23 protein-coding genes, 1 pseudogene and 1 riboswitch are annotated in these 25,407 nt (G+C 71.1%); of the genes and pseudogenes, 14 read left to right on the plus strand and 10 right to left on the minus strand.

Translation table 11 applies throughout. The annotated features are described in order from the left end of the window. Positions 1 to 81: 81 nt before the first annotated feature. From lhgO to I003_RS36200, 6 genes are all read left to right on the plus strand, one after another. Entirely contained in the window at positions 82 to 1,476 is a 1,395-nt protein-coding gene (lhgO, locus tag I003_RS0125615; protein ID WP_027774123.1) for an L-2-hydroxyglutarate oxidase, read from the plus strand. Positions 1,477 to 1,530: 54 nt separating this feature from the next. Continuing rightward, positions 1,531 to 2,289, plus strand: coding sequence for a tRNA (guanosine(46)-N7)-methyltransferase TrmB (gene trmB / locus I003_RS0125620; RefSeq protein WP_027774124.1), 759 nt, complete (start codon positions 1,531 to 1,533; stop codon positions 2,287 to 2,289). A 216-nt stretch (positions 2,290 to 2,505) separates the two neighbouring features. Beyond that, the gene (locus tag I003_RS0125625) at positions 2,506 to 3,693 is read left to right on the plus strand and encodes a PrsW family intramembrane metalloprotease (protein WP_486584383.1); all 1,188 of its coding nucleotides are present in this window, start codon (positions 2,506 to 2,508) and stop codon (positions 3,691 to 3,693) included. Positions 3,694 to 3,733: 40 nt separating this feature from the next. Then, positions 3,734 to 4,153 (plus strand): DUF3592 domain-containing protein, encoded by a 420-nt coding sequence (locus tag I003_RS0125630; RefSeq protein ID WP_027774126.1) that lies wholly within the window; start codon positions 3,734 to 3,736, stop codon positions 4,151 to 4,153. A 93-nt stretch (positions 4,154 to 4,246) separates the two neighbouring features. After that, positions 4,247 to 5,938, plus strand: coding sequence for a YDG/SRA domain-containing protein (locus tag I003_RS34320; RefSeq protein ID WP_051368477.1), 1,692 nt, complete (start codon positions 4,247 to 4,249; stop codon positions 5,936 to 5,938). A gap of 18 nt (positions 5,939 to 5,956) precedes the next feature. Beyond that, on the plus strand, positions 5,957 to 6,661 hold the full coding sequence (locus tag I003_RS36200; protein ID WP_158689020.1) for a hypothetical protein: 705 nt from the start codon (positions 5,957 to 5,959) through the stop codon (positions 6,659 to 6,661). Positions 6,662 to 6,696: 35 nt separating this feature from the next. On the opposite strand, the gene I003_RS37060 is transcribed toward I003_RS36200, so the two are convergent. Together I003_RS37060 and I003_RS37065 are read right to left on the minus strand one after the other, a co-directional pair. Further along, positions 6,697 to 6,891 (minus strand): ArsR/SmtB family transcription factor, encoded by a 195-nt coding sequence (locus tag I003_RS37060; RefSeq protein ID WP_486584384.1) that lies wholly within the window; start codon positions 6,889 to 6,891, stop codon positions 6,697 to 6,699. Positions 6,892 to 7,519: 628 nt separating this feature from the next. Then, positions 7,520 to 7,690 (minus strand): annotated as a pseudogene (locus tag I003_RS37065) (IS5/IS1182 family transposase); the annotation flags it as partial. Between the two features lie 195 nt (positions 7,691 to 7,885). Between I003_RS37065 and I003_RS0125645 the strand changes: the two are divergent. The 3 genes from I003_RS0125645 (at position 7,886) to I003_RS33205 (ending at position 9,987) form a co-directional block, all read left to right on the plus strand. Next, complete coding sequence (locus I003_RS0125645) at positions 7,886 to 8,716, plus strand: Scr1 family TA system antitoxin-like transcriptional regulator (protein WP_027774128.1); 831 nt, start codon at positions 7,886 to 7,888, stop codon at positions 8,714 to 8,716. Then, on the plus strand, positions 8,713 to 8,922 hold the full coding sequence (locus I003_RS0125650) for a DUF397 domain-containing protein (RefSeq protein WP_027774129.1): 210 nt from the start codon (positions 8,713 to 8,715) through the stop codon (positions 8,920 to 8,922). The genes I003_RS0125645 and I003_RS0125650 overlap by 4 nt, the downstream gene beginning before the upstream one ends. A 75-nt stretch (positions 8,923 to 8,997) precedes the next feature. Continuing rightward, positions 8,998 to 9,987, plus strand: a complete 990-nt coding sequence (locus tag I003_RS33205; protein ID WP_106966343.1) for a PDDEXK family nuclease — start codon at positions 8,998 to 9,000, stop codon at positions 9,985 to 9,987. A 221-nt stretch (positions 9,988 to 10,208) separates the two neighbouring features. On the opposite strand, the gene I003_RS0125660 is transcribed toward I003_RS33205, so the two are convergent. Next, complete coding sequence (locus tag I003_RS0125660; RefSeq protein ID WP_027774130.1) at positions 10,209 to 10,724, minus strand: PadR family transcriptional regulator; 516 nt, start codon at positions 10,722 to 10,724, stop codon at positions 10,209 to 10,211. Positions 10,725 to 10,818: 94 nt separating this feature from the next. Here I003_RS0125660 and I003_RS0125665 point away from each other — a divergent pair, with 94 nt between their 5' ends. Further along, positions 10,819 to 12,273 (plus strand): carotenoid oxygenase family protein, encoded by a 1,455-nt coding sequence (locus I003_RS0125665; RefSeq protein WP_027774131.1) that lies wholly within the window; start codon positions 10,819 to 10,821, stop codon positions 12,271 to 12,273. Between the two features lie 113 nt (positions 12,274 to 12,386). Further along, positions 12,387 to 12,752 carry a VOC family protein gene (locus I003_RS0125670; RefSeq protein ID WP_027774132.1) on the plus strand — a complete coding sequence of 122 codons (366 nt, stop codon included), beginning with the start codon at positions 12,387 to 12,389 and terminating at the stop codon, positions 12,750 to 12,752. Between the two features lie 209 nt (positions 12,753 to 12,961). Here the strand turns inward: I003_RS0125670 and I003_RS0125675 are convergent, their stop codons facing one another. The 7 genes from I003_RS0125675 to I003_RS0125705 all read right to left on the minus strand — a co-directional run bounded on the left by I003_RS0125675 (position 12,962) and on the right by I003_RS0125705 (position 20,888). After that, on the minus strand, positions 12,962 to 14,092 hold the full coding sequence (locus I003_RS0125675; protein WP_027774133.1) for a peptidoglycan DD-metalloendopeptidase family protein: 1,131 nt from the start codon (positions 14,090 to 14,092) through the stop codon (positions 12,962 to 12,964). An 11-nt stretch (positions 14,093 to 14,103) separates the two neighbouring features. Continuing rightward, positions 14,104 to 14,246, minus strand: a riboswitch (cyclic di-AMP (ydaO/yuaA leader). A gap of 369 nt (positions 14,247 to 14,615) precedes the next feature. Next, positions 14,616 to 15,887, minus strand: a complete 1,272-nt coding sequence (locus I003_RS0125680) for a cytochrome P450 (protein ID WP_027774134.1) — start codon at positions 15,885 to 15,887, stop codon at positions 14,616 to 14,618. Next, on the minus strand, positions 15,884 to 17,425 hold the full coding sequence (locus I003_RS33210) for a cytochrome (protein WP_078564363.1): 1,542 nt from the start codon (positions 17,423 to 17,425) through the stop codon (positions 15,884 to 15,886). Before I003_RS33210 ends, I003_RS0125680 begins: the two co-directional genes overlap by 4 nt. Then, positions 17,422 to 18,081: an ATP/GTP-binding protein gene (locus tag I003_RS0125690; protein ID WP_027774135.1), complete on the minus strand. Its 660-nt coding sequence runs from the start codon at positions 18,079 to 18,081 to the stop codon at positions 17,422 to 17,424. Before I003_RS0125690 ends, I003_RS33210 begins: the two co-directional genes overlap by 4 nt. Next, entirely contained in the window at positions 18,062 to 18,430 is a 369-nt protein-coding gene (locus I003_RS0125695) for a DUF742 domain-containing protein (RefSeq protein ID WP_027774136.1), read from the minus strand. The genes I003_RS0125690 and I003_RS0125695 overlap by 20 nt, the downstream gene beginning before the upstream one ends. After that, positions 18,427 to 18,864: a roadblock/LC7 domain-containing protein gene (locus I003_RS0125700; protein WP_027774137.1), complete on the minus strand. Its 438-nt coding sequence runs from the start codon at positions 18,862 to 18,864 to the stop codon at positions 18,427 to 18,429. Before I003_RS0125700 ends, I003_RS0125695 begins: the two co-directional genes overlap by 4 nt. Beyond that, complete coding sequence (locus I003_RS0125705; protein WP_027774138.1) at positions 18,861 to 20,888, minus strand: ATP-binding protein; 2,028 nt, start codon at positions 20,886 to 20,888, stop codon at positions 18,861 to 18,863. Before I003_RS0125705 ends, I003_RS0125700 begins: the two co-directional genes overlap by 4 nt. Before the next feature lie 409 nt (positions 20,889 to 21,297). Between I003_RS0125705 and I003_RS33215 the strand changes: the two genes are divergently transcribed. The 3 genes from I003_RS33215 (at position 21,298) to I003_RS33220 (ending at position 25,053) form a co-directional block, all read left to right on the plus strand. Further along, positions 21,298 to 22,917, plus strand: coding sequence for an arylsulfotransferase family protein (locus tag I003_RS33215; protein WP_486584385.1), 1,620 nt, complete (start codon positions 21,298 to 21,300; stop codon positions 22,915 to 22,917). A gap of 39 nt (positions 22,918 to 22,956) precedes the next feature. Next, positions 22,957 to 24,153 carry a 3-oxoacyl-[acyl-carrier-protein] synthase III C-terminal domain-containing protein gene (locus I003_RS37070; protein ID WP_027774139.1) on the plus strand — a complete coding sequence of 399 codons (1,197 nt, stop codon included), beginning with the start codon at positions 22,957 to 22,959 and terminating at the stop codon, positions 24,151 to 24,153. 108 nt (positions 24,154 to 24,261) lie between these two features. Further along, entirely contained in the window at positions 24,262 to 25,053 is a 792-nt protein-coding gene (locus I003_RS33220) for a sulfotransferase (protein WP_158689021.1), read from the plus strand. Positions 25,054 to 25,407: the final 354 nt, after the last annotated feature.

Raw genomic sequence — 25,407 nt, forward strand, 5'->3', positions numbered from 1 at the left:
CGGCGCCGGGATTGGCCAGATGGGGTTGGCGGGCGCCCAGCCGGACGGGGGATGATGGGGCCGACCCCTGCCGGAGGTGACATGGCCGACGACTGCGACGTGCTCGTGATCGGCGCCGGCATCGTCGGACTCTCCACGGCCTACGCACTCACCCGTGCCGCCCCCGGCATCCGCGTCCTGGTCCTGGAGAAGGAGCCCGGTCCGGCGCAGCACCAGACCGGGCGCAACAGCGGCGTGATCCACAGCGGGCTGTACTACCGGCCGGGCTCGCTCAAGGCGCGCTACGCGGTGCAGGGAGCCGCCGAGATGGTCGAGTTCTGCGCCGGGCACGGGCTGCCGCACGCGGTCACCGGGAAGATCGTCGTCGCCACGGACCGGGACGAGTTGCCGCGCCTGCACGCCCTCGCCCAGCGCGGGCGCGAGAACGGCATCCCGGTGCGGGAGCTGGTGCCGGCGCAGATCAGGGAGTACGAGCCGCAGGTGCGCGGGCTGGCCGCGCTGCACGTGGCGACGACGGGGGTGTGCGACTTCCGGGCGGTGGCGCGGAGGCTGGGGGAGCTGGCGCGGGAGGCGGGCGCGGAGGTCCGGTACGGGGCGGAGGTACGGGTGATCGCGAGACGGCCGGGCGGGGGCCCGGCCCGTACCGCCCGCGGGGCGCGCCCGGCCGCCGCCGGGACCGGCCGCCCCGGTGCGGCCACCGGCCCCGGCGACGCCGCGCTCCCGGACGCCGCCCTTCCTGACGCCGCGCTCCCGGACACCGTCCTTTCCGACGCCGCGCTCCCGGACGCCGGCGCCCGCCCTGGCGGCACCGCCGGCCCCGCCCTCGCCGTCCGCACCGCGGCCGGCGAGATCGTCCGCGCCCGCGTCCTCGTCAACTGCGCCGGTCTGCACTCCGACCGCATCGCCCGCCTCGCGGGCGACCGCCCCGGGCTGCGCATCGTCCCGTTCCGCGGCGAGTACTACGAGCTGGCCCCGCACGCCGCCGACCTCGTCCGCGGCCTCGTCTACCCCGTCCCCGACCCCGCGTTCCCGTTCCTCGGGGTCCACCTCACCCGCGGCATCGACGGCGCCGTCCACCTCGGCCCCAACGCCGTCCCCGCACTGTCCCGGGAGGGCTACACCCGTACGAGCCTCAGCCCCCGCGACGCCGCGACCACGCTCACGTACCCCGGGAGCTGGCGCATCGCCCGCCGCCACTGGCGCTACGGCGCCGGCGAAGTCCGCCGCTCCCTCTCCCGCAGGGCGTTCACCGAGGCGGTCCGGCGGCTGCTGCCTGCGGTCGATGAGCAGGACCTGCGCCCGGCGCAGGCGGGGGTGCGGGCGCAGGCGGTGCTGCCGGACGGTTCCCTGGTGGACGACTTCCGCTTCGCGACGGGGCCGCGCACGGTCCACGTCCTGAACGCGCCGTCCCCGGCCGCGACCGCGTCGCTGCCGATCGGCAGGGAGATCGCCCGCAGGACGCTCGCCCTGCTGTGACCGGCAGGGGACCGCCCGCGACCGGGTTCATGGCCTCCGTAAAATGGAGGCACTGTGTCCGACCACCCCGATCAGCACGATCGTCCCCAGCCCCGGTTCCCCGACGGCCCCGCCCCCGCCCCCGCCGGGCCGCACAACGAGCGCCGTATCCGCTCGTTCGTCCCACGCCGCAGTCGCGTGACCCTCGCGCAGGGCGAGGCCCTTCAGCGGCTCTGGCCGAAGTGGGGCTTCGACATCGACGGCGCCTCCGTCCTCGATCTCGACGACCTCTTCGGCGGCCTCCCCGTCGTCCTCGAAATCGGCTTCGGCATGGGCGAGGCGACCGCGGAGATGGCCGCCGCCGATCCCGCCACGGGCATCCTCGCCGTCGACGTCCACACCCCCGGGCAGGGCAACCTGCTGCGGCTCATCGAGCTGAAGGGCCTGACGAACGTACGCATCGGCAACGGCGACGCCGTCATCCTGCTGCGCGAGATGCTGCGCCCCGGCGCGCTCGCGGGGATGCGGATCTACTTCCCGGACCCGTGGCCCAAGAAGCGGCACCACAAGCGCCGGCTCATCCAGCCCGAGTTCCTGGCGCTGGCGGCGTCGCGGATGGCGCCGGGTGCCGTGCTGCACTGCGCGACGGACTGGGAGCCGTACGCGGAGTGGATGCTGGAGACGCTGGAGGCGTCGCCGCACTTCGAGAACCTCCATCCGGGCGGCTACGCGCCGCGGCCGGACTTCCGCCCGCGTACGCGCTTCGAGGGGCAGGGTCTCGGAAAGGGGCACATCGTGAACGACCTGCTCTTCCGCCGCATCCGTGAGGAATAGCCCGTCGCGCGCGAAGGGCGGACTGGCTAGGGTCGAGGGGTGCGGTACGAAGGCGCTGAGCTGGTGTCCCGGCCGCGGGAGCCCGAGGGGTTCGGCCCGCGCCCGGTGTACGGAGACGTGCACCCGGAACCCGTAGGGCCGGCCGAACCCGCGGAGCCCGCGCCGCCTGCGCCTCGCAGGAGATTCTGGCGCAGGCGGGGCGTACGCATAGGCGCGGTGACGGCCGTGCTGACGCTGGCGGGCCTGGCGATCCTGGCGCTGGTGTGGTCGGAGACCGGCACGCAGGGGATGCTCGTGGGCGGCGGGCTGGCGCTGCTGCCGGTGCCGCTGCTGATCGCGGGCTTCCTGTGGCTGGACCGGGTGGCGCCCGGCCCGTGGCGCTACCGGATCTTCGCGTTCGCCTGGGGCGCCTTCGCCGCGACGCTCGTCGCGATGCTGGCGAACACCTTCGCGGCCCGCTGGATAGCCACCGGCCTGCCCACGGCGTCGTCGCGGGAGGCGGACCTGTGGGGGATGGCGGTCGTGGCGCCGGTGGTGGAGGAGTCGGCGAAGGCGGCGGCGATCCTGCTGCTGTTCCTCTTCCGCAGGCACTACTTCGCGGGCCTGGTAGACGGCCTGGTGCTGGCGGGGATCATCGGCACGGGCTTCGCATTCACCGAGAACATCCTGTACCTCGGCAGGGCGTACGAGGAGAACCAGATGTTCGGCGACTCCGGCCCGCTGGCCACGGTGACCGTGACCTTCGTGGCCCGCATCGTCTTCTCCCCGTTCGCGCACCCGCTGTTCACGGCGATGGCGGGCATCGGCTTCGGCCTGGCGGCCGTGACGCTCGCCGGGCAGCGAATACGCCGCGTACTCCTCCCGGCGGCCGGCCTGCTGCTGGCGATAGCGCTGCACTCCCTGTGGAACGGCTCGGCGGTGATGAACGGCTACGTCTTCCTCGGCGCGTACGCCTTCGTCATGGCGCCCGTCTTCGGGCTGCTGGTGTGGCTGGCGGTCTGGTCCCGCGGCGGAAAGCTCCGCACGGTACGGGACCACCTCCCCGCCTACGCCCACGCCGGCTGGCTGGTCCCCGCGGAACCGGTGGCCCTCTCCTCCCTGCGCACCCGCAAGCTCGCCCGCACCCTGGCCGGCCACGCCCACGGCGACGAGGCCCGCCGCGCGGTGACGGACTACACACGCTCGGCAACGACCCTGGCCCTGCTACGCGCCCAGGCAACGCAGGGCCGCCCGGCGAAGGACTTCGCGGCACGCGAACAGGCCCTGCTGACGAGCATGTGGCACCACAAGGCCCTGGCCCAACCAGCCCTCACCCGAGCCGCCTACACCACAACCCCACCCCACCTCCACCCCTGGCCCCACCCCCAGGCCGCCCCTCACCTCACCAAGGCACCCCGCCCCTGAAGCCCGCAACCGCCCGCGGCACCCGGGCGTCAAAGGGGACATGGGTACCGGCTGGCTGTTCGCCCTCATCCCGCTACTCCTCGGCGCGGTCTTCTCCGCCATCGGCTACACGGGCATCCGCCGCGCCCGCACCCTGCGCCGCACCGGCGCCACCGCAAACGGCCAGATCATCCGCCTCTCCACCAGCTCGGGCAACAACGGCGCCCTCTACCACCCGGTGGCCCGCTGGCACACCCCCGACGGCAAGGCGCACGAACACACCTCGCGCATCGGCAAGACCACGCTCATCAACTTCCGCCCGGGCACCCCGGTCCGCATCCACTACGACCCGAAGAACCCCAGCCGCGCGGCGATAGCCGGCTACGACGGCGCCGGCCCCGACTACCTCTTCGCCACCCTCGGCACCCTCCTCACCCTGGGCACCCTCACGGTCGTCACCACGGTCTTCCTCACCCGCTGACAAGCCTCGGCAGGTCGGTGTCTGCTACTACCATCTCGGGCAAGACTTCGTGCCACAGCCAGTGCATCGGACGGTGCCTAGGCAGGAGAAAGCATGCCCCGATCCTCGAAGCGACCGCAGTTTGGCCACCCTGAAGGAGTCCGAGAAGACACGTGGTTTAAAGGCCATCGCGAACTCTATGACCGCAACGTACATAGAAGTTACGGGCAGGGGATATCGGGCACCGCGGATTCGGGTGCGGATTCCATAGTCCTGTCGGGCGGCTACGAGGACGACGCTTTCGATGGCCGAGAAATCATCTACACGGGCAAGGGCGGGCGTGACGAGAAGACGGGCAAGCAGGTTGCCGACCAGTCCATGACCATCCCGGCGAATGCCGCGCTCGTCACCTCGCAGGCACGAGGGCTCCCCGTGCGTGTGATCGAAGGGCTGGACATTCAGAACGGGAAGGCTCGCGGTGGCTACGTCTATCGCGGGCTCTGGCGTGTAGTGGAAAGCTGGACCGAGCCTGGCAAGGAGAACTACCGCATATGCCGGTTCAGGCTGGTCAAGTTTACCGAGGAGGAGAACGCCAGCGCCGCGACCGTTGAGGCAGCCAGCGATGAGGAGCAGCCGATGCAGCCTTTGCAGTGGGAAGAAGAGCCGCAGGAAGACGAGCTTCGGGAATCAACCAAGAAGTACCTTCCTGACACGGTCGTGTGGACGACCGACTGGACCACGGGAGCTCTCAAGGAACAATTGGAACGAGGCGTTTTCGATGTCGAGCCGCCGTTCCAACGCAGGGCGGTCTGGGACAACAAGAAGGCTTCGCTCTATATCGAGTCCCTTCTGCTTGGCTGCCCCGTTCCTCCCATCACCCTAGCCGAGGTTCCCCGCAACCAGAAGAGTACCTTTCAGTACATCGTCATCGATGGAAAGCAGCGACTCAGCACACTCAAGCGATTCGCCGTTGATCACCGATTGAAGCTCACCGGATTGCAGATCCTGGGCGAACTCAACGGGAGAACATACCCGGAGGTAGCCGACTCGGACGAGTTCGAGCGCTTCGAAAACCTGCCCATCCGCACTGTTGTGATGCGCAACTGGCAGAAGGACGAGGTGTTGCAGTTCGTCTTCCATCGCCTCAACAGCCAAGTTACCCCCCTCTCTACGCACGAGCTTCGTCGCTCGCTCATGGCCGGCGACTTCACGCAATACCTGGACGAGCGCTCCGCTCGCTCCAGCCAAATCCGTGTGATCCTCGGAATCGACGAACCAGACTACCGGCTACGCGACGCTGAACTGCTGCTGCGCAGCATCGCCTTCTGCGCCTACCTCCCTCGATACAAGGGAAACCTCAAGAAGTTCATGGACTCCACCACGCGCACCCTGAACACCTCCTGGAATCCGAGCTTGGCGCAGGATTTGGACAAGATCGTGGACGGCATCGAGTCGGCGATAACTACCACCTACACAGTGTTCGGGGACGACTCCTTTCAGAGGTTCGACGAAGGACACGCGACGGGACGTTTCAATCGTGCCGTCTACGACGCCATGGTCACCACCCTCCGCTTCCCTGACGTGAGTGAAGCCGTGCAGGCACGTCGCGAGGACGTACGCGAAGCGTTCGTGCAGCTTTTCGCTAACGACCGCGAGTTCGACAGGTGGACCGAAGCCACGACGAAGGGCCGCGACGCAGTGCTGGGCCGCATCCGTCGGTGGGGGGATATGCTTCAGAGCTTGACTGGGATCTCCGATCTGACATCTCGAGTCGAAACCGGGGCGCTGCAGCGCATCACTGACTGACTCGACTGGAGAGCTAACGTGAAGTCTCGAGTGCTGACCCGTCGTGGGGATTTGCTGCTCGTTCGTGAGCGCTGCTTACGAAATAGATTCCTGACCCCGGTACTCGGGGCGACCGGCTGGGACCCTAGCACCCTTGATGCGGTCTGCGCGTACGTTGGACTGCTGCACGCCGAATCAGAATCGGCGCTTGAACACATAGTCAACAAAACTCTGGAGAACTCTGTCGAGGTTTCCAAGAACTACAAGACCCACCGGGTTCTGACAAACTCGCTCCTGCACTACAGGAGGCATCTCCGTACACGAATACCCGAGTTGAACCTGATACCCAAACGCAAATTTCTCGACGCCGACCCCCGCATGGCGGTGGGCCTCTGGGAGGCTCACGTGAGAGACCACTACCATCGGCTCCTCAGGGACAACCATGGAGCCGGGATCAAATACGTCGAGAAGCTGCTCCATCCTCTCGGCATCGTCGTTGACCGAGCGCGCTTTACGAAACTCGAAGAAGGCTCTGGGCTGCAGGAGATAGCCGATGTCGCGACCATCGGGTCAACCGACCTACAGGAGTTCGTAGCGCTCCGCGGGGTGGCCATGCACTCGAACTTGGCGGACGTGGCGACACGACTGGCCGTGTCAAACCCCGCACAGATCGGCAAGCGTGGACGTGCGGCTGCGGAGTTCACAGCGAAACTTGCAGCTACGATCGCCAGATCAGCCTGGTGAGGTGCACGCATTTGGGATGGCCGCATCTCGCACGTTCACGGTTGGTGGGTGAGCCGGATTCCTGTGGGCGTAGCGGTGTGATGCACGCTAATTCCGGTGCGGTGGGTAGTGAGCAAGCCGGCGTTGCGAAGGATCGCGGTGTGGTGACTGACGGTGGAAGGGGAAATACCGGTGCGTTGCGCAAGCCCAGTGGTGGTGCAGGAGCCAGCCGCTACGACGTGGCGCAGCACGGCTGCCCGGCCGCTGCCCAGCAGAGTATCGAGTGCACGATTCCTTCCGAGTCCAGGCCGGCAGCCTCCGGTGAGTGGCCAGAGCAGATAGTCCGTCCCTCAACTGGCCGCGAGGGCTGCTCAAGACGGCGTCGATCCCGCCCTCCAGACCACCGCCGGTACGTAGGGGGGTGAGAAAGTCAGGCACGTTGTGGGGCGCCACTAAGGCGAGCAGGGCCTCGACGCTCGAAGGAGACCGCGCCCGGCTCCATGCCTGCCAGGAAACGTGCGGAGCAAGCACCTCTCCGCTCCGGGCCACCAGCAGGCTCAAGAAGGTCTCCATGAGTCACTCTGGTTCCTGGCCGACGGTGACCTTGGCCATGGCCTGCTGAGTGAAATGGATCCTGGCTACACCCATTTACCCCTCCGGCAAACGGTGCACAGCAGCGCATGAGGGACACCTGAACTCATCTACCGGCACCGTCTCCCCGCGACAGCGTGATCAGCGCTCTCCGGACCATCTTCGGGTACTCATCTACCGGTGGGTGGTCGAGCGCACATTCGACTGGCTAGACGGCTTCCGACGCTTACGCATCCGCTGGGAACACAGGGTCGACATCCACGAAGCCTTTGAGCCGACCTGGTCGCAGTAGACGTCGTGGTCGTAGGCGCGGTCGGCGAACAGCGAGTCGGGCTCGCGGCGGGGACGACCGGCCCGGCCACGGATCGGCGGGATCGTATCGAGTAGCCGCAGCAGTTGGTGACGTCGTCGCGGTCGCCGGCCGGTGAGAATGACTGCGAGCGGCGTGCCGTGCCCGTCGGTGAACCGAACGCTCAACTCCCGACCGGGACACGGCAGCCAGAACCGATCCGCCTCACCGCGTGTAGCCGCTGTTGGTGCACATGTGGTCGCAATCCTTCAATGTCGCTCTCCGTGTCTCTGTAGTTGCCCCACGTGCGTAGGGTTCGACAGGGGTGGGTGCCCCGGGACCAGCGTTGGGAGGCGAGGACCTCGATGGGACAGCGGCCACGTGAGTTGACGCCCGACCGATCGGCGCGGCACTTCTTCGGTGCCGAACTGCGCCGCTATCGGGAACAGGCCAGCATGAGCCTTGAAGGACTGGCCGACGTGGTGAAGTACAGCCGAAGCCACCTAGCGCGGATCGAAGTTGCCGAGTGCGTACCGCCGCCCGACCTTGCGGCGGCGTTGGACGCGGCCTTCGGGACCGATGGGATCTTCCAGCGGTTGTATGCGCTGGCCAGGCACGAGGTGCATCCGGACCAATTCCGCCGCCGGATGGAGTTGGAGGCGCAGGCACGCATCATTGCGGAGTTCGCAGGGCTGATTGTGCCCGGGTTGATCCAGACGGAGGAGTATGCGCGCGCCATCTTCGAGGCGCGCAAACCGAGGGCTTCTCACGACAAGGTCGAGCAATTGGTGTCCGCACGCATGTCGCGGCAGGAACTGCTGCGCTCTGACCCGCCTCCGGAGTTCTCTGCCATTTTGGATGAGGCAGTGCTGCGCCGGCCGGTGGGCGGGACTGCCGTGATGGGCCGGCAACTGGACCGGCTCGTCGAGCTGACGCACACTGCGACCACGGTGGTGCAGGTGTTGCCGTTCGCCCACGGAGAGCACACGCTGCTGGGTGGCGCATTGGCGTTGTTCACCCTGGACGGCGGTCGAGGCGTCGCGTATGAGGAAGGTATCGGGACGGGCAATCTGCTCGAAGACCCGGAGGTGTTCGACGATCGTCGGCGCGCCTACGAGCTGCTGAGGGCCTACGCCCTGTCCCCCACCGATTCTGCGGACCTCATCCGCTCCGTAAGGGAGGCGCTTCCCAGATGACCACTCCCCAGTGGGTCAAGTCCAGCTACAGCAACGGCGAAGGCGGCGGTTGCGTCGAGTGGGCGCCGGCGGTGGTCGCCGTCGACGGTGTAGTTCCCGTGCGGGACAGTAAGGACCCGGACGGGCCTCGCCTCGTGTTCTCTGCTGCCGGCTGGCGGGCCTTCGTTGCGGGGGTACGGGGCGGGGAGTTCGTCGAGGGGGTCTGACCTGCGGGGAGTCCCCGGGGTGGGAGTTATCCACAGGGGGAAGCGGAGGCTGGGGATCCGCGAGAGAGTAGGGGCATGACGGGGGAACTGAGGCCGCTGGGTGAGTTGGCGGCGATGAACGGTGGCGTGTTGGTGTGTGCCGAGGCTCTGGCGGCGGGGTGGTCGTCCGGGGTGTTGGTGCGGCGGTTGCGTAAAGAAGGGTGGCGGAAGGTTCGGGCCGGGGTCTGGGTGGAGCCCGGGCGGGTTGGTGATCTGCGGTTGCGGTTGCGGGTGGCGCAGGCTGGGCGGCCCGGGTTGGTCGTCAGTCACAGTGCGGCCGCCCATCTCCACGGCATCGAAGTGCTGAGCGTGCGGCCCGAGTTCACTCATGTGCGGGGGCGGGGGCATGCGCCGGACGGGTGCGTGTTGCATCGGACCCCGGTGCGCGACGAGGAGATCGTCACCGTCGCCGGGCTGCGGGTGACGAGTGCGGTGCGGACACTCGTCGATCTGCTGCGGGGCAGCGAGCGGGATGCGGCGCTGGTGGCCGTGGAGTCGGCGTTGACACGGCGGCCGATGGGGCCCGCCGAGGAGCTGCCGCGGCGCTGGCGGGAGCAGGTGACCGATCTGCATGCGGTCTCCGAAGCCGTTGCCGGCACCGGGCAGCGGCGGGGGGTGGTCGCCGCGCGGCAGCGGCTCGCGCTCGTCGATCCTCGATGCGGGTCGCCCGCGGAGACGGTGGCGCGGCTGCGAATGCATGACGCAGGGCTCCGGCCTCTCAGCCAAGTGCCCTTCACCGCGCCCAACGGCCGGCGGATACGAGTGGACTTCTTCTTCCCGGCGGCGGGGCTCGTCGTGGAGATCGAGGGATACGGCTTCCACGGCGGCCGGGCCGCCCATCGGGCGGACGTCGAGCGCTTCAACGACCTGGGGCGCTGTCCCGAGGTCCGGCGCATGCTGCGGTTCACCGCGGCCGACGTCTTCGAGCGGCCCCAGCGGATGGTCCACACGATCCGCGCCGCCCTGGGGGAGATCGCCGCCAGGGACCGCACCGCGGCCGTGACTTCGGCGACCGCCGCGGCCTGAGCCGCTGCTCCGGGCCGCCGCCTCGGGAATCGCCGCCTCGGGAATCGCCGCCTCGGGAATCGCCGCCTCGGGAGCGACCGCCCCGGACGGTGCTCCCGAGGGAGCGCCCGTGTGAGAACAGCACCGTGACGGCGACGGGACGGACTCGCCCCGCGGGCGCCGAGGACCGTGCGCAGCCGGCCGCATGACGTCCTCCTGTTCGGCGGTCGCCGGGGGTGCGCTCAGCGGTCGCCGAGGATGGCGGGCAGCTCGTCCATCCAGGCCAGGACGCCTTCCTCGTAGCGGATGCCGAAGGCGAGGGTGGCCTCGGTGAAGCGGTCGGGGACGCCGTGGGCCTGTTTCTCCCGGTAGTCGGCGAGCCGCTTTTCGTGGGCGGTGCGGTGGTCCGCGAGGAATCCGTTCAGCCGGTCGCGGTCCAGGGCGGAGCCGAAGGCGAGGGTGAGGAGGAGCGGGTAGCGGATCTGTTCGGCGCCCGGCGGCTCGGCGAGCCAGGCGCTGAAGGCGGCGCGACCGGCGTCGGTGAGCCGGTACGGCTGCCGCGACCGGGGCCCCGGCGGACCCGCCTCGACGAGACCGCGCTGGGCGAGTACGGCCAGCTCCCGGTAGACCTGGCTCCTGGTGAGGGTCCAGAAGTCACCGATGAGTTGCTGCGCGGTGTTCACCAGCTCGTATCCGCTGGCCTCCCCGGCGTGCAGGAAGCCGAGGAGCGATGCGGCGGTGGGATTGAGGTCGGCCATCAGGTTCTTTCCGTTGACATTCCACTGTGGACGGTGTGCGATGGAGGAGCACGCACAGTCCATTGTGTCATGTCGCCGCGAGGAGGCGAAGGCGATGAACGCATCGGCCCACAGCATCGGGTTCCGCACCCTGGGCGACGAGACCACCATCGGGGAACTGCCGGTCAGGGGCGCGCTCCCGGGCTGGCTGGAGGGCAGTCTGCTGCGCAACGGCCCGGCCCGGTTCGACGCGGGCGAACGGTCCGTACGCCACTGGTTCGACGGCCAGGCGATGCTGCACCGCTTCACCTTCGAAGGTGGCCGGGTCTCCTACGCCAGCCGCTACCTCGACACCCCCGCCAACCGCGCCATGGCAGCGGGGCGGATCTCCTTCCCGGAGTTCGCCACCGACCCGTGCCGCTCGCTGTTCGCCCGTTTCTTCACCCGCTTCGCGCGCAAGCCCACCACGAACGCCAACGTCAACCTCACCCGCTTCGGCGACCGCTACGTGGCCCTGACCGAAACGCCGCTGCCGGTGGCGTTCGACCCCGACACGCTGGCGACCGCCGGTGTGGTCGGCTACGACGACGACCTGAGCGGGCAGTTGACCACCGCGCACCCGCACCAGGATCCGGCCACCGGCGACCTGGTCAACTACGTGCTGCACTTCTCGCGCACGAGTGAGTACCGCATCTACCGTCAGCGGGCCTCGGGCACCACCCGCGAGCTGATCGGCAGCCGCAGGGTCACCCGCCCCTCGTACATGCACAGCTTCGCCCTCACCCGGCGGCATGTCGTCCTGGCGGAGTTCCCGCTCGTGGTGAATCCGCTGAGCATCGTGCTCAGCGGCCGCCCGTTCATCGAGAACTACCGCTGGGAGCCGGAGCGCGGCACCCGCTTCACGGTCATGGACTCCCGCGACGGGTCCGTGCGCGGCACATACGAAGGGCCCGCGTTCTTCGCGTTCCACCACATCAACGCTTTCGACGACGGCGATGACGTGGTGCTCGACATCTGCTCGTACGACGATGCCTCGATCATCGACGCGCTGTATCTGGACCGGCTGCACGCGGGCGGCGGCATCCCGTCGGCGCTGCCCACCCGCTACCGGATCCCTGTCGGCAAGGGCAACGGCGACAGCGCCGGCGGTGGGAGTGTCGGCGTGCAGCGGCTGTCGGAGGAGAGCCTCGAACTGCCGCGCATCTCCTACGCGCGACACAATGGCTCCCCCTACCGGTACGCGTACGGCGTGGGCGCGCGGGACCGCAGCAGTGCCCACTTCATCGACCAGCTCGTGAAGCTCGATGTGACCACCGGTGACACGCTGACCTGGTCGGAGGAGGGCTGCTATCCCGGCGAGCCGGTCTTCGTGGGGGCGCCGACGGCCGCGCCGGACGCCGCCGGTGAGGATGACGGGGTGGTGCTGTCCGTGGTCCTTGACGCGGCGGCGGGCACCTCGTTCCTGCTGGTGCTGGACGCCAGAACATACGCCGAGTTGGCACGGGCGGAGGTACCGCACGCGGTGCCGTTCGGTCTCCACGGCATGTTCACCGGCCGCCGGCACCCGTGAACCGGGGTTGAGCGTTTCCTTCCCGTGGGCCGGTGTGGCGGGTGCGCTGGGGGGTGCGGTTCACCGGGTGGCTTCTCATGACGGTCTCAGGGGGGCGTGGCAGGGTTGCCGCCATGAACGCCTACGTCAGGAACATCGTGCTGGACTGCGCCGACGCCCGCGAGCTTGCCGACTTCTACACGCAGCTTCTCGGCATGCGGATCATTCGTGAGGACTGGATGGTGATCGCCAAGGACGAAGACAGCTTTCCACGGCTGGCATTCGAGGTAGTCGACGGCTACCGGCCGCCGCTCTGGCCCGACTTCGAGCGTAGGTATCCCCAGCAGATGCACATCTGCTTCGGCGTCGACGATTCCGTGGCCGCGAGTGAGCTGGCGCTGCGGCTCGGGGCCACGCCGCTTTCCGACGTCGGTGGCACGTGTCCGGTGTTCGCCGATCCGGCCGGGCATCCGTTCTGTCTCTGCGGGCCCGGGGAGTAGGTCCCGGGAAAAGGCCGACGGCCCTGGTGTCGGGGGGTCGGCCACCAGGGCCGCCGGCGGTCTCGGTGCGCATCCGGACGCCACGGGGGGAAGGTGCGTACGGACACGCCAGAGACGTGGGAGAGAGGTATATGGGGGCTTGCGGTCTTCCGTGCGGGCAGGTCCGGGTCCCGGCCATCAGGGCCGGGGCGCCGGGCCCGCCGCGTCGGTCAGACCGGGGCGCCGTTGTTGCGCAGCCAGGCGAGGGGGTCCACTGCGTCCCCGCCGCCGGGTCGTACCTCCAGGTGCAGGTGCGGGCCGGTGACGTTGCCCGTGGCGCCTACGCGCCCGATGACGTCGGCGGTCGTGACCTCGCCGGAGGACTGGATGATGGAGGACAGGTGGCAGTACCAGATTTCGGTGCCGTCTTCGAGCGTGAGGACGATGCGGTAGCCGTACGAGCCGGCCCAGCCGGCCTCGGTGATCGTGCCGCCGTGTACGGCCTTGACCGGGGTGCCGGTGGAGGCGGCGAAGTCCTGGCCCGTGTGGCCCGCGGCCCACATGTCGCCGGACTCGCCGAAGCTGGAGGTGAGCGTGTAGTTGGAAAGCGGGGCGACGTAGCTGGCGGCGAGCTTGGCGAGGCGCTCTGCCTCCGCCTTGCGGCGGGCCTCCTCCTCCGCCTTGCGGCGGCGCTCCTCCTCCAGCTTGCGCTGGCGCTCCTCTTCCTCGGCCTTCGCCTCGGCGGCCTCCTCGGCCGCCTGCTTGGCGGCCTCGGCCTCGGCGGCGGCGCGGGCAGAGGCGTCGGCCTCCGCCTGCTGCTGGTCGGCCTGCTGCAGGATGCGTGCCCGCAGGGCCTCGCCGGAGTCGGCGGACTGGGTCGCGGTGTCGGCCCCGGCGTCGCCGGCGTAGCTGACCTGGGTGAGCGGTGCCGTGGTGACGACCGAGTCGGAGGCGGGCTCCTCGCTCGGCATCAGGTCGCCGACGCCCGGCAGGCTCTCCGCGTCCGGGAGCTGCGCGCTGATCTCGCTCGCGACGGCGTTCACCTGGTCGGGCATGGATATCGCGACCGGCGGCTTCTCCTGCGCCGTGGCCATGCTGCCCGCGCCGACGGCGGCGAAGACGCCGACGCCGAGTACGGCGCCGCTGCGGGCCATGCTGCCGCCGCGCTGCTTTGCCAGGCGCCGACGGCCGCGGGACGGAAGGTCGTCCTCGGGAAAGACTTCATCGACCGGGACCGGCTCTTCGACGGCGTAGTCGGCGGGCGCATACCCCTCGGGGGCGTGACCGCCGGACGCATAACCGTCGTAGCCGTACTCGTCATAGCCATGGCCGTAGCCAGGCCCAGGCCTGTAGGACGCCACGAAGGCGTACTCCTTTCCTTCCTTCTCGCCTACCGGGTTAGCTGACGGGTTCGGAGCAGGAAGGTCTCCTACAGGCCGCCTCCTGGCGGAGGTTGGCCCGATTCACCCCAAGGTGGTGGTTCCCCGGTTCCCTAGGTGTTGCCGTTGCTGCAGTTGTTTCGCGTTCGGGATTCGGCGACGGCGCACGGTGCCGCCTCTTGCGGCGGCAGTGACGACCGCGCTGCGTTACCGCACGCTAGCGGACGACGGCGTTCGATTCCAAGTCGTTCCCGTTATTCAGTTGTGCTTTACCGCGGACGATCCGGGCATGTACCAGCGGAAACGGACAAGTTGACGCCTCGGTAACACGGGAAGAAGTCCGGTCGTTAGCTGATCGTGCATCAGTTGTTATGCGGAGGGGCGCTGTTCCGCTACGGAGCGTGTCCGCGCGAGGGCAGCGATGGCGCACTCGAAAACGTCCCGAACGGGGGTACGGAGTACGGGGTACGGGCCGGGCGGGGGCGCGCCTCAGCCGCCCCCGCCGTCAGGAGAGCCGTACCGGGAAGGACTCCAGGTCGTTCTGCGTCAGCACCGGCAGGTTCCGGATCTCCCCCACCGGCACCGCCGGCCGCAGCTCGGGGAAGCGGGCGAAGAGCGCCGGCAGCGCCACCGCCGCCTCCAGCCGCGACAGGGCCGCGCCGGGGCAGATGTGCGGCCCGTGGCCGAAGGTCATGTGGCGGATCGGCGTCGGCCGGGTCACGTCGAAGGCGTCCACGTCCGCCCCGTGGTGCCCGGCGTCGCGCCCGATCGCGCGGTAGGAGATGACGACGCCCTCGCCCTTCTCGATCACCGTGCCGGCGATCTCGATGTCCTCCGTCGCGAACCGCATCAGCAGGTGGGTCACGGGCGGGTCGTAGCGCAGCGCCTCCTCGATCGCCGTCTCCCACGTCACCGTGCCCTCGCGGACCATGGCGAGCTGCTCGGGGTGGCTGAGCAGCCCGCGCACGGTGGTGAGCAGGAGCGTGATCGTGGTCTCGTGCCCGGCGGCGATCATCGACTTCAGGTTGCCGACGACCTCTTCCTCGGTCAGCGGCTCACCGCCCTCGTCGGCGAAGATCAGTGCGCTGGTGAGGTCGTCGGCGGGGGCCGCGGTCTTCTGCCGCACCATCTCCGTGAACACGCGGTCCAGCTCCGCCATCACCGCAAGCCGCTCGTCCTGCGGCGTGAGCATGGAGAAGAACGCCTTCCACAGCCGCATCTGCCGCGGTATCTCCGATTCCGCGACGCCCATGAGCGCGCACACCACCCGCATCGGCAGCGGCTGCGCGAAGACCTCCTTGAGGTCGACGACCCCGTCGCCTTCGGCCGCCGCGGACGCCAGGGCGTCCAGCAGCTCGGCCGTCACCCGCTCGACCACCGGCCGCAGCGCGTCGAGCCGCCGCGGGGTGATGGCCTGCGCCGTCTTGGCGCGCAGCCGCCGGTGCTCGGCGCCGTCGACCGTGAACATCGACCGGCCCGGGTTGACCATCCCGATCAGCGGCCACTCCGCCGTGACCTCGCCCGTCTGCCACAGCCGCCAGGCGCCGATGTCCTTGACCAGCCGGCTGTCGGTGAGCAGTTGCCGCGCCTCCGCGTGCCGTGTGACGGTCCACGCGGGCGCGCCCAGCAGTTCGATCCGGGTGAGCGGGGCGGCGGCGCACAGGTGCGCGGTCTCCCCCGCGAGGTCGCGTACGAGGGGGTCGATGGCCAGCGGCTCGGGGAGGGCCCCGGAGGCGGCGGGGGCGGCGGCGGAGCCGGCGGCGTGCGGGCAGTTCACGAAGGGCCTCCTGCGGCGCGTACGGGGGTGAAGGTGACCGGCAGCGCGGTCATGCCGCGCAGGAACGCGGACGGCCGCCGCACCAGCGTCTCCGCCGGCACGGACAGGTCCAGGTCGGGCAGCCGGTCGAGAAGTACCTCAAGGCCCGTCCGGGCGATGATCTCGGCGATCTCCTGGGCCGGGAAGGGACAGCGGAAGTCGCCGTAGCTGAAGGCGAAGTGCGCGCTGTTGCCCTCCTGCGCGGGTACGCCCCCGCCGTACCCGTAGCCGCCCGAGCCGTCCGTGCCCCCCAGTGCCTGCTTGATCTGAGGGTCGTCGTTGGCGGCGGCGAGGCCGAGGAGCAGCAGATCGCCCGCGCCGACGGGGCGCCCGCCGAGCTGGGTGTCGCGGGCGGCCCAGCGGCCGACGAGGATCTGCGTCGGGGTGTCCTCCCACAGCACCTCGTTCATCGCCTGCCCGACGCTGTGCCGCCCACCGCCGAGGGCGGCGGCGAAGCGGTCGTCGGTGAGCATGAGCCGGATGGAGTTGCCGATCCAGTCGGCGGTGGGCAGGAAACCGGCGGCGGTGGTGTCCTTGAGGTCGAGCATGACTTCTTCGTCGGTGAAGTGCATGGGGTCGGCCAGCATCCGCGAGGCGACGTCCTGGCCCGGCGCGAGCCGCTTGTCGGCCACCAGCCGCGTCATGTGCCCGACGAACGTCTCGTACGCCTTGAGCGCCCCGGGCCCGCCGTCCGCCAGCTCGTTGAGCACCTGCGCGAGCTGCCGCCCCTGGGCATCGGGGAAGCCGATGATCCGGGCGAGTACGAGCACGGGCAGGGGGGCGGCGTAGTCGCCGACGAGTTCGGCGCTGCCGCGGGAGCAGAAGGAGTCGATGAGCCGGTCGGCGAGCTGCTCGGCGTGCCGGCGCAGGTCGAAGGGGTCGACGGTCTCCAGCGCGGCGCCGACCATGACCGCGTGCCGGCGGTGGTCCGCGGCGGAGGCGGTGAAGTGGATGGACGGCATGACCTGCCCGACCATCGGCAGCAGCGGCCAGTCGGGCGGGATCTTCTCCCACTGGTTCCACAGCCCGCGATCCCGGGTGAACAGATCCGGGTCGGAGGTGACCTGGTGCAGCTCGCGGTAGCCGATGACGAGCCAGGCGGGGATGTCGCCGGGCAGCTCGACGGGCACGACGGAGCCGTGGTCGCGGCGCATCTCGCGGTAGAGGTCGCGCGGGTCGGTGTGGAAGCGGGGGCCGCTGAGGGGTACGGCACCGGCGGCACCGGCGTGCGGGCACGCTCCCGCGGGGGCAGCGGGAACGTCGACGGGCTTCGGGTCGTCGGCGGACCCGGGAACGTCGGCGGGCCCGGGGCCCCCTGCGGACTCGGGGGCCTCGGCGGACTCGGGCGGCCGGGCCGGCCCGGCAGGGGCGGCGCCGTGCTCGGGCGGTACGGCGCCCGGCTCGGCCGCCGTTCCGCGTTCAGCCGGCGCACCGCGATCGGTCGGCGCCTGCGCGCCGCTCCCCTCACGTATGGCCTGGTCGTCGGGGGTCGGGGTCATGTAGCGGTCTCCGGTGCGGTGGGGACGGTGGCGGCGGCGAGGCGCTGCAGGTGCTCGACCAGGGCGATCAGCACGCCCTTGCTGGACTCGCGGGACCGCGCGTCACAGTCGACCAGCGGGACGTGCGGGTCGAGGTCGAGCGCGTCGCGCACCTCGGCGCTGGTGTACGGCGGGCCGCCGAAGTCGTTACGGGCGACGATGAACGGCGTGCCGTGGTGCTCCAGCCGGTCGATCGCGTACCAGGAGTCGGAGAGCCTGCGGTGGTCGACCAGAACGATCGCGCCGAGCGTCCCGGAGAACAGCCGGTCCCACAGGAACCAGAACCGTTCCTGGCCCGGCGCCCCGAAGAGGTACAGCACGGTCCGCGCGTCGAGGCTGATCCGCCCGAAGTCGAAGGCGACCGTCGTGGCGGTCTTGCCGGGCACGGCGCTGCGGTCGTCGATGCCGCGGCCGGCCAGGGTCATCGTCTCCTCGGTGTTCAGCGGCCGGATGTCGCTGACGGAGCGGACCATGGTGGTCTTGCCGACGCCGAAGCCGCCGACGATGACGATCTTCAGCCCGTTGTCCGTGGTACGGGCCAGGGGGGCGCGCCCGGACGCGCCGCCCGGCGTGGGCGACCCGGCGGTCGCGCGCGTGTCAGAGGTGGCGGAGTCCAACGAGCACCTTCTCCAGAGTTTCGGGATCGGCGAACCGGACGCCGCCCGGCCTGCGCGGAGGCGCGTACCGCGGGTGGCGCGCGGTGATCCGGCCGGCGGCCAGCAGGTCGGACAGCAGGATCTTGGTGATGCCGACGGGCAGTCCGAGGTCGGCGGACAGCTCCACGACGGCGGTCGGAGTCCGGCAGATCCGCAGGATCGCGGCGTGCTCGGACTGCATGCCCGGCGCGGGCTCGCACTCGGCGACCACCAGGGTGACGAGGTCGAACTCGTCGCTGGCGGGCCGGCTGCGTCCCCCTGTCAGGGTGTACAGCCGGTCCGGGGAGTCGTCCCGGCCGGGGCGGGTCATTCCGCCGCGACCCCGTCGGCCGCGGGTACCGGCCCGCGGGGCGGCGCGCTGAGGTGCTCGCCGAGCTGCTCGACGAGCTCCAGCATGTTGTGCCCGACGAGCCCGGGGTCCGCCGACTCCGCCGCGATCACGGCGACATGGCTGCCCGCGCCGGCCTCGGCGATGAAGAGGATGCCGCCGTAGAACTCGGTCATCGACTGCCGTACGCCGCCGCTGCCGTCCCCGAACTCGACGGAGGCACCGTGCGACAGGCTCTGGATGCCGGCCGAGATGGCGGCGAGCTGGTCGGCGCTGTCCTCGGAGAGCTCGGGTGTGTGGCAGAGCTTGAGCCCGTCGCGGGAGAGGACGAGGGCGTGCCTGGCGCCGGGCGTGCGTTCCAGCAACCCCTCCAGCAGCCAGGTCAGCCCGGTGGCCTCGGCGGGAGATTGGGTCATCGGTCGTCCTCCGAAGATGAAGCGGCGTTGCCTGCGGGGGGTGCGGCGGAGGAGTCGGGGCCGTCGTCGGGCGCAGCGGGTTCCTCGCGTTCCGCGGGTGGCTCTTCTTGTACTGTCGCGCCGGGCTGGTCGGGTACGCGGTCCGCGTCCCGTACGCCGTCTGCCCGGCGGGCGGCGCGCTTGCGGCCGTTGACGGCGGCGCCCAGGGCGCTGGTGCCGCCGGCGGTGCCGGGGCTCGTCGTGGCGCCGCCGCTGACCGCGGGGTCGGCGCTCGTCGCGGGGGCGGCGCTCGTCGCGGGGGCGGCGCTCTGCGTGGGGTCGGCGCTCTGCTTGGGGTCGGCGCTCCTCGCGGGGGCGGCGGCAGCGGGTCCGGCGCTTGCGGCGGGCCCGGCGCCGGTCGTGCCGTCCGCGGAGCCCGCGGCCTCCGCAGCGCCCGCGGTGCCTGCGCCGCGCTCCTGGCCGGTCATCGCACGCCGGAAGGCCCCGAACCGGGCCGCGGAGCCGGCGGGTTCGAGCCGGCGGTGCGACCCGGTGACGTCACCGGCGGCACCCGGGCCACCGGTACCGGTACCCGCGCCGCCCGTACCGGCGGCGCCGGTGTCCGCAGCGCCCGTACCCGCGGTGCCCGTGCCCGTACCGGCGGCCCCTCCGGACGCGCCGTCGTCGGGAACCCCGCGCGGGTGCGCCCCGGCGAGGGTCCGCCCGCGGCGCCGCCGCGGCAGCGCGGCCAGCGCGAACGGGTCGTGCCCGCCGTCGCCCGTCCGCTGGTCCGCGGCCCGCTCGTCCGCGTCCTCACCGGCGGCCACGTCCCGCTGGCGCGGCAGCGGGGCCGAGGCCGAGGGCGAGGGCGAGGGCGGGTTCGGGAGGGGCGTGCTTCCGGTGTCCTCCTCGGGCATCGGCAGGCCGAGCCGGCGCGCCGGCTCGCCCGACCGGGCCCGGGAGATGAGTTCCTGCGGGATCATCAGCACCACGCCCGTCCCGCCGATGGCGGAGGGGCGGAACGAGACGGTCAGCCCGTGCTTCTGCGCCAGGTGCCCGACGACGGGCAGGCCGAGCCGGGTGCCGGTGAGCGTGGACAGATCGGTGGCGGTGCCGGAGACGGCGCGCTCCGCGCGCCGCTGGGCCGCCTCGCTCATCATCAGCCCGCTGTCCTCGATGGTGACGACCGCGCCGGCCGGCACCTCCGAGACGTAGACGTGCACCTCGGTGGTGGGGGGCGAGAAGTTGCAGGCGTTGTCGAGGAGTTCGGCGAGCGCGTGCATGACACCCTCGGCGGCGTGTCCGGCGACGGCCACCTCGGAGACGGCCCGCAGCCGCACCCGCTGGTAGCCGGCGATCCGGCCCATGGCGCCGCGCAGGATGGACTCCATCGCGATCGGCTTCGCCCAGCGGCGGCCGGTCCGGGCTCCGCTCAGCACGGCGATGCTGTCGGCGACGCGACCGGCCTGCGCGGTGCGGTGGTCGAGGTGGAGGAGGTCGCCGAGGACGTCGGCGTCTCCGTGCCGGTGCTCCATCTCGCGCAGGTCGGCGAGCATGCTCGTGGTGATGGCCTGCATCCGGCCGGCGGCGTTGGCGCAGGAGGCCATGGCGGCGGCCCGGCGGTTCTCGCTGCGCCGCGCCTCCTCGGCGACCTGCTGGACGACGCGCCGGTACGCCTGGTTGTCCAACTGCGGGGCGGCGGCGAGGGCTTCGTCGACGGGCGCCCCCGCGGCGATCTTCCGCAGCACCTCGGGGACGACGCGGTCGGCGAAGACGGCCGCGGCGCCGGCGGCGGTGGCGGCACGCTCCTCGGCGCGGGCGGCCTTGGCGCGGTAACCGGCGGCGACGGCGACGGCTATGCACAGCAGGACGGCGGCGGTGCCACCCCCGTAGACGATCTGCTTGGTGTGGTCGCCGGGTCCCGCGAGCGCCGCGGCCAGAACCGCGACCGCGGTCGCGGGCACGCTGACGAACAGGGCCGACAGGGGTGCGGGCAGACGGGAACGCGAGGCCCGGGGCGGGGCTGCATCCTGGTGCGCGGTCATCGACGGGCTCCTCCGGGCAGGTGGCCTGTCCCAGGTCGGGTGTGTGCGCCGGGTTGAGCAACGTGCTCCCCGAGTGAGCGGAACGCTCACGGGTGCTCAAGTCGCCGACACTATAGGGAGTTCCCGCACCACACCAGCACGACCAGAAGACCGTTTGCAGCACACCTGTGACACGAGACGCCCGTCCCGATCAGAGGGGCGCCGAGGGGTCTTCCGGAGGTTCCGGCGGGGCGTCCAACTGCTCGATGGCGCTGGTCAGCAAGCCCTTCCGGCGTCACCACGCTGTAACCGCACGCTTGTTACAACGTGTGAGCAAGATCGCTGGTCATGCGGCCGTACGGCCCGCCACGTCGCCGTACGACGGCCGATATGCGTTCCGGACCCTCCACCTCCGACAGGAGATCTACGGATGACCCGTTCACACCTTCCGCGTACGTCCACCGCGTTGGTGCTCTGCGGCGTGACGGCGGCGACGCTCACGGCGGCGAACCCGGCCACCGCGGGCCCCGCCACCCCTGCCACACCGACGACCGGCCAGGCCGCCGCGGACCCCGGTACCGCCGCGGGCCGGGCCGGCCGGGCGGACCAGACCGCCGCCGCCGACCGGACCGCCGCCGTCGACGGCGAGGCCCCGCCCGGTCTCGGCGTGCTCAAGCGCGGCCGGGGCATGGCCCCCGGCCTGCTCTTCCTCACCCCCCAGGGCCGCCACGTGACGCCCCGCGGCCCTCAGATCGTCGACGACCACGGGCGCCCGGTCTGGTACCGCCGGATCCCCGAGGGCTTCGTCGCCGCCGACCTCCAGGTCCAGGAGTACCGCGGCGAGAAGGTGCTCACCTGGTGGGAGGGCGAAAGCTCCCCCACCGGCACCGGCTCCGGCACGGGCTACATCGCCGACGAGAACTACCACGTCATCGCCACCGTCAAAACCCCCGACGAGGGCGAGCGCACCGACTTCCACGAGTTCCGTCTCACCCCCGACGGCACGGCCCTGATCCTCAGCTACCGCGACGAGCCGTACGACCTCACCCCCGTCGGCGGCCCCGAAGACGGTCGGGTCCTCGACTACGTCGTGCAGGAAATCGACATCGCCACCGGTGAAAAGGTCATGGACTGGCACAGCCTCGACCACATCCCGATCACCGACTCCGACCGCCGGTTCGAGCACGGCGCCGCCACCCCGTTCCCGTACATGCACCTCAACGCCGTCAGCATCGATCACGACGGCAACCTGCTCTTCTCCGGCCGCGAGACCAGCACCATCTACAAGGTCGACCGCGAAACCGGCGACATCATCTGGCGGCTCGGCGGCAAGCGCAGCGACTTCCGCCTCGGCGCCGGCGCCCGCACCATCGGCCAGCACAACATCCAGCCGGCCGGCGAGGACACGTACCGCGTCTTCGACAACCAGAACATGGGCAGCCCCGGCTACGAGTCGCGGGTCGCGTGGCTGCGTATCGACGAGCGGCGGATGACCGCGGAGCTGGTACGCCAGCAGGTCCACCCGGACCGGCTGACGTCCGGCCTGGAGGGCAGCAGCCAGGCGCTGCCCAACGGCAACACGTTCGTGAGCTGGGGCTCGCCCTCGGGGCGCATCTCCGAGTTCACGCCGTCGGGCCGGCTGGTCTTCGACGGCACGCTGCCGAAGGACATCAGTAGTTACAGGGGCTATCGCGCCCCCTGGAAAAGCACCCCCGACACCGCGCCCGAGGTCGAGGTGAACGACGCGGTCACCGCGGTCGACGCCGTGTGGAACGGCGCCACCGAGGTCAAGGGCTGGCGCGTGCTCGGCGGCGAGACGAAGTCGGGGCTGCGGCCCGTGGCGCGTGCGGGGTGGAACGGACTCGACACCGAGGTGCACCTGCCGCCCGGGGCCCGGGACATCGACTACGTGCAGGTCCAGGCACTCGACGCGCGCGGGAGGGTCATCGGGGCCTCGGAGGTGGAGGCGGTGGGGACCGACGGCGCCGGGGCCGGGGGCGACGGGGCCGGGGCCGACCGGGCCGGGGCCGACCGGGCTGGCAAGGGCTGACAGGAGGTGGCCGACGCCTGGGAGAGTCAGGAGAACAGCATGACCGAAGCACGGATCGTGGCTGTCACGTTCCAGAGCCCACCGCTGGTCAAGATGGAAGAGTTCGCCAACCTCGTCGCCGCCGACCCCGGAGGCGACACGGTCGCCCAGGTCATCCGGAACTCGGCGATCACCACCAAGGGCATGGCCGTCAACGCCCTGCTGGAGGACCCCCGCCGCTGGACCACCCGCCGGCGGATGGACCGCAGCCTCACCGAAGCCCGCCGTCTCGGCAGCGAGACGGTCAGCGCGGCCCTCGCCGAAGCGGGGCTCCGTCCCGAGGAGGTGGGGCTGTTCGCCACGGTGACCACGACGACGCACTCCGCCCCCGGCCTCGACGCCCTCGCCCCCGAACTGGGGCTGCGTGGCGACGTCGAGTTACTTTCCCTCGGCCCGATGGGCTGCTACGCCGCGGTGCCGGCAGTGTCCGCGTGCGCCCACTGGGTCGCGGTCAAGCGGCGCCCGGCGGTGCTGCTCGCGGTCGACCTCTTCTCGCCGCATGTGCAGCCGCCGCCGTACGACAAAGAACAGGCCGTGGTGCTGACGCTGTTCGGCGACGGGGCGGCGGCGGTGGTGCTGGTGCCGGGTGGAACGAAGGGCGGTGCGCAGGGCGGGCCACGGGGTCGGAGACCGGGTTCGGAGCGGACAGCGGGTCCGGCACGGGGTCCGGTAGCGGGTTCGGCACGGGGTCCGGCAGCGGGTTCGCCGTGGCGTCCGGCAGCGGGTTCGCCATGGGGTCGGACAGTGGATGAGCAGGGTGGCGTGGAGATCGTCGACGCCGAGCAGCTCACCGCGCCGGCCCACGCGGAGGACCTCCAGGTCCACATGGGCGACAGCGGGCTGCGTATCAGGCTCAAGCCGTCGATGCCGGACGTCGTCGCCGGGTCCGTCGCGATACCCGCGCGGGCTCTGCTCGCCCGGCACGGGGTGCGCTGGGCCGACGTCGCGTGGTGGGCCGTCCACCCGGGCGGACGGCGCATCCTCGACCGGGTCGACGAGGCGCTGGGACTGCCGGAGCGGTCGATGGCCACGGCACGCGACGTCATGCGGGAGTACGGCAACACCGCGGCCCCGGCGGTACTGGAAGTCCTGCGGCGGCTGCAGACGACACGGCCGCTGGCGGCGGGAGAGCACGGGGTGGTGCTGGCGTGCGGACCGGGTGCGACGGTCTGGGCGCTGCTGCTGCGGGGTGCGTAGGAGCACGGAGAGCGCCGGTGCCGTAGCGACAGACGGAGGGGACTTGTCGTGGGGAGACGCGAAGCCGGCGGCAGGTGGGGGACGGAAGGACTTCGGAAGGAGAAGGGGATGCTGGAAGTCATCGGCGCGGGAGTCGGCCGCACCGGAACACTGTCGCTCAAGACGGCGCTGGAACGGCTCGGCTTCGGCCCGTGCCACCACATGCTGGGCCTCTTCGAGGACCCCGGGCAGATCACGATGTGGCAGGCGGCGTCGCGGGGCGAGCCCGTGGACTGGACGCAGGTGTACGCGACGTACCGCTCGACGGTGGACTGGCCGGGCGCCCGCTTCTGGCGGGAAATCGCCGGGGCGTTCCCCGAGGCGAAGGTGGTGCTGACCGTACGGGAACCGGAGAGCTGGTACGCCAGTGCGGCAAGCAGCATCCACGCCGCGGCGGTGGCCCCGCCGCCGGCGGACGCGGACGAGGGATTCCTGCGGCTGCGCGACATGGCGCTGGAGGTGGTGTGGGACGGCGTGTTCGACGGCCGGTTCAGCGACAAGGAGCATGCGTTGAAGGTCGTCGCGGAGCACGAAGCGGCGGTACGGGAGCAGGTGGCCCCGGAGCGGCTGCTGGTGTTCCGGGTGAGCGAGGGCTGGGAGCCGCTGTGCAAGTTCCTGGGGGTCCCGGTACCGGAGGAGCCGTTCCCGAGGAGCAACGAGCGGGGCCGGTTCCTGGACGAGGTGAGGGAGCGCAGCAGGGTGGGAGAGGGCTGGAGCGGGGGCCGGGGTGGGGAGGTGAGTGGCGAGCTGAGTGGCGGCGCGGCCAGCGGGCGGGACGGTAACGCGGGCGGTGACCTGAGCGGCGACGCGAGCGTCTGCGGGGGCGGCCACGCAAGCAGCGCGAAAGACGCCGTTGGATGACGAAGGATCGCGTGGCGCGGCGCGGGTGATACTCCTCCGATCACCGACGCCGCCCCGTAGGGGCAGGGGCTGGGGCAGAGCCCGGGGGCAGGACAGCCCTCGGGCCCTGTCGGTGGGGGTGGAGGCGCAAAGGGCTGGGGTCGGGCCGTGGGTGGGGGCGGGTCAGGGAGATTGGCGGGGTGGGGCGGTGCGGGGGGCGGGCCGGGAACGAGGTACGGGCCGGGGCGGAGGCTGGTCCGTGGGGTGCGCCGGGAACGAGGTACGCGCCGGGGCAGACGCTGGTCCGCGGGGTGCGCCGGGAACGAGGTACGCGCCGGGGCAGACGCTGGTCCGCGGGGTGCGCCGGGAACGAGG

The sequence above is a fragment of the Streptomyces sp. CNQ329 genome (assembly GCF_000482585.1).

Excerpts from the sequence above, each read along its gene's own strand:
- I003_RS33220 (WP_158689021.1), top strand. The coding sequence starts at position 24,262 with ATGCTGGAAGTCATCGGCGCGGGAGTCGGCCGCACCGGAACACTGTCG.
- I003_RS0125700 (WP_027774137.1), bottom strand. The coding sequence starts at position 18,864 with ATGACCCAATCTCCCGCCGAGGCCACCGGGCTGACCTGGCTGCTGGAG.
- I003_RS0125695 (WP_027774136.1), bottom strand. The coding sequence starts at position 18,430 with ATGACCCGCCCCGGCCGGGACGACTCCCCGGACCGGCTGTACACCCTG.
- I003_RS34320 (WP_051368477.1), top strand. The coding sequence starts at position 4,247 with ATGCCCCGATCCTCGAAGCGACCGCAGTTTGGCCACCCTGAAGGAGTC.
- I003_RS0125665 (WP_027774131.1), top strand. The coding sequence starts at position 10,819 with ATGAACGCATCGGCCCACAGCATCGGGTTCCGCACCCTGGGCGACGAG.
- I003_RS33210 (WP_078564363.1), bottom strand. The coding sequence starts at position 17,425 with ATGACCCCGACCCCCGACGACCAGGCCATACGTGAGGGGAGCGGCGCG.
- I003_RS0125650 (WP_027774129.1), top strand. The coding sequence starts at position 8,713 with ATGACCACTCCCCAGTGGGTCAAGTCCAGCTACAGCAACGGCGAAGGC.
- I003_RS0125645 (WP_027774128.1), top strand. The coding sequence starts at position 7,886 with ATGGGACAGCGGCCACGTGAGTTGACGCCCGACCGATCGGCGCGGCAC.
- I003_RS33215 (WP_486584385.1), top strand. The coding sequence starts at position 21,298 with ATGACCCGTTCACACCTTCCGCGTACGTCCACCGCGTTGGTGCTCTGC.
- I003_RS0125705 (WP_027774138.1), bottom strand. The coding sequence starts at position 20,888 with ATGACCGCGCACCAGGATGCAGCCCCGCCCCGGGCCTCGCGTTCCCGT.
- I003_RS0125670 (WP_027774132.1), top strand. The coding sequence starts at position 12,387 with ATGAACGCCTACGTCAGGAACATCGTGCTGGACTGCGCCGACGCCCGC.
- I003_RS33205 (WP_106966343.1), top strand. The coding sequence starts at position 8,998 with ATGACGGGGGAACTGAGGCCGCTGGGTGAGTTGGCGGCGATGAACGGT.
- I003_RS0125630 (WP_027774126.1), top strand. The coding sequence starts at position 3,734 with ATGGGTACCGGCTGGCTGTTCGCCCTCATCCCGCTACTCCTCGGCGCG.
- lhgO (WP_027774123.1), top strand. The coding sequence starts at position 82 with ATGGCCGACGACTGCGACGTGCTCGTGATCGGCGCCGGCATCGTCGGA.
- I003_RS37070 (WP_027774139.1), top strand. The coding sequence starts at position 22,957 with ATGACCGAAGCACGGATCGTGGCTGTCACGTTCCAGAGCCCACCGCTG.
- I003_RS0125660 (WP_027774130.1), bottom strand. The coding sequence starts at position 10,724 with ATGGCCGACCTCAATCCCACCGCCGCATCGCTCCTCGGCTTCCTGCAC.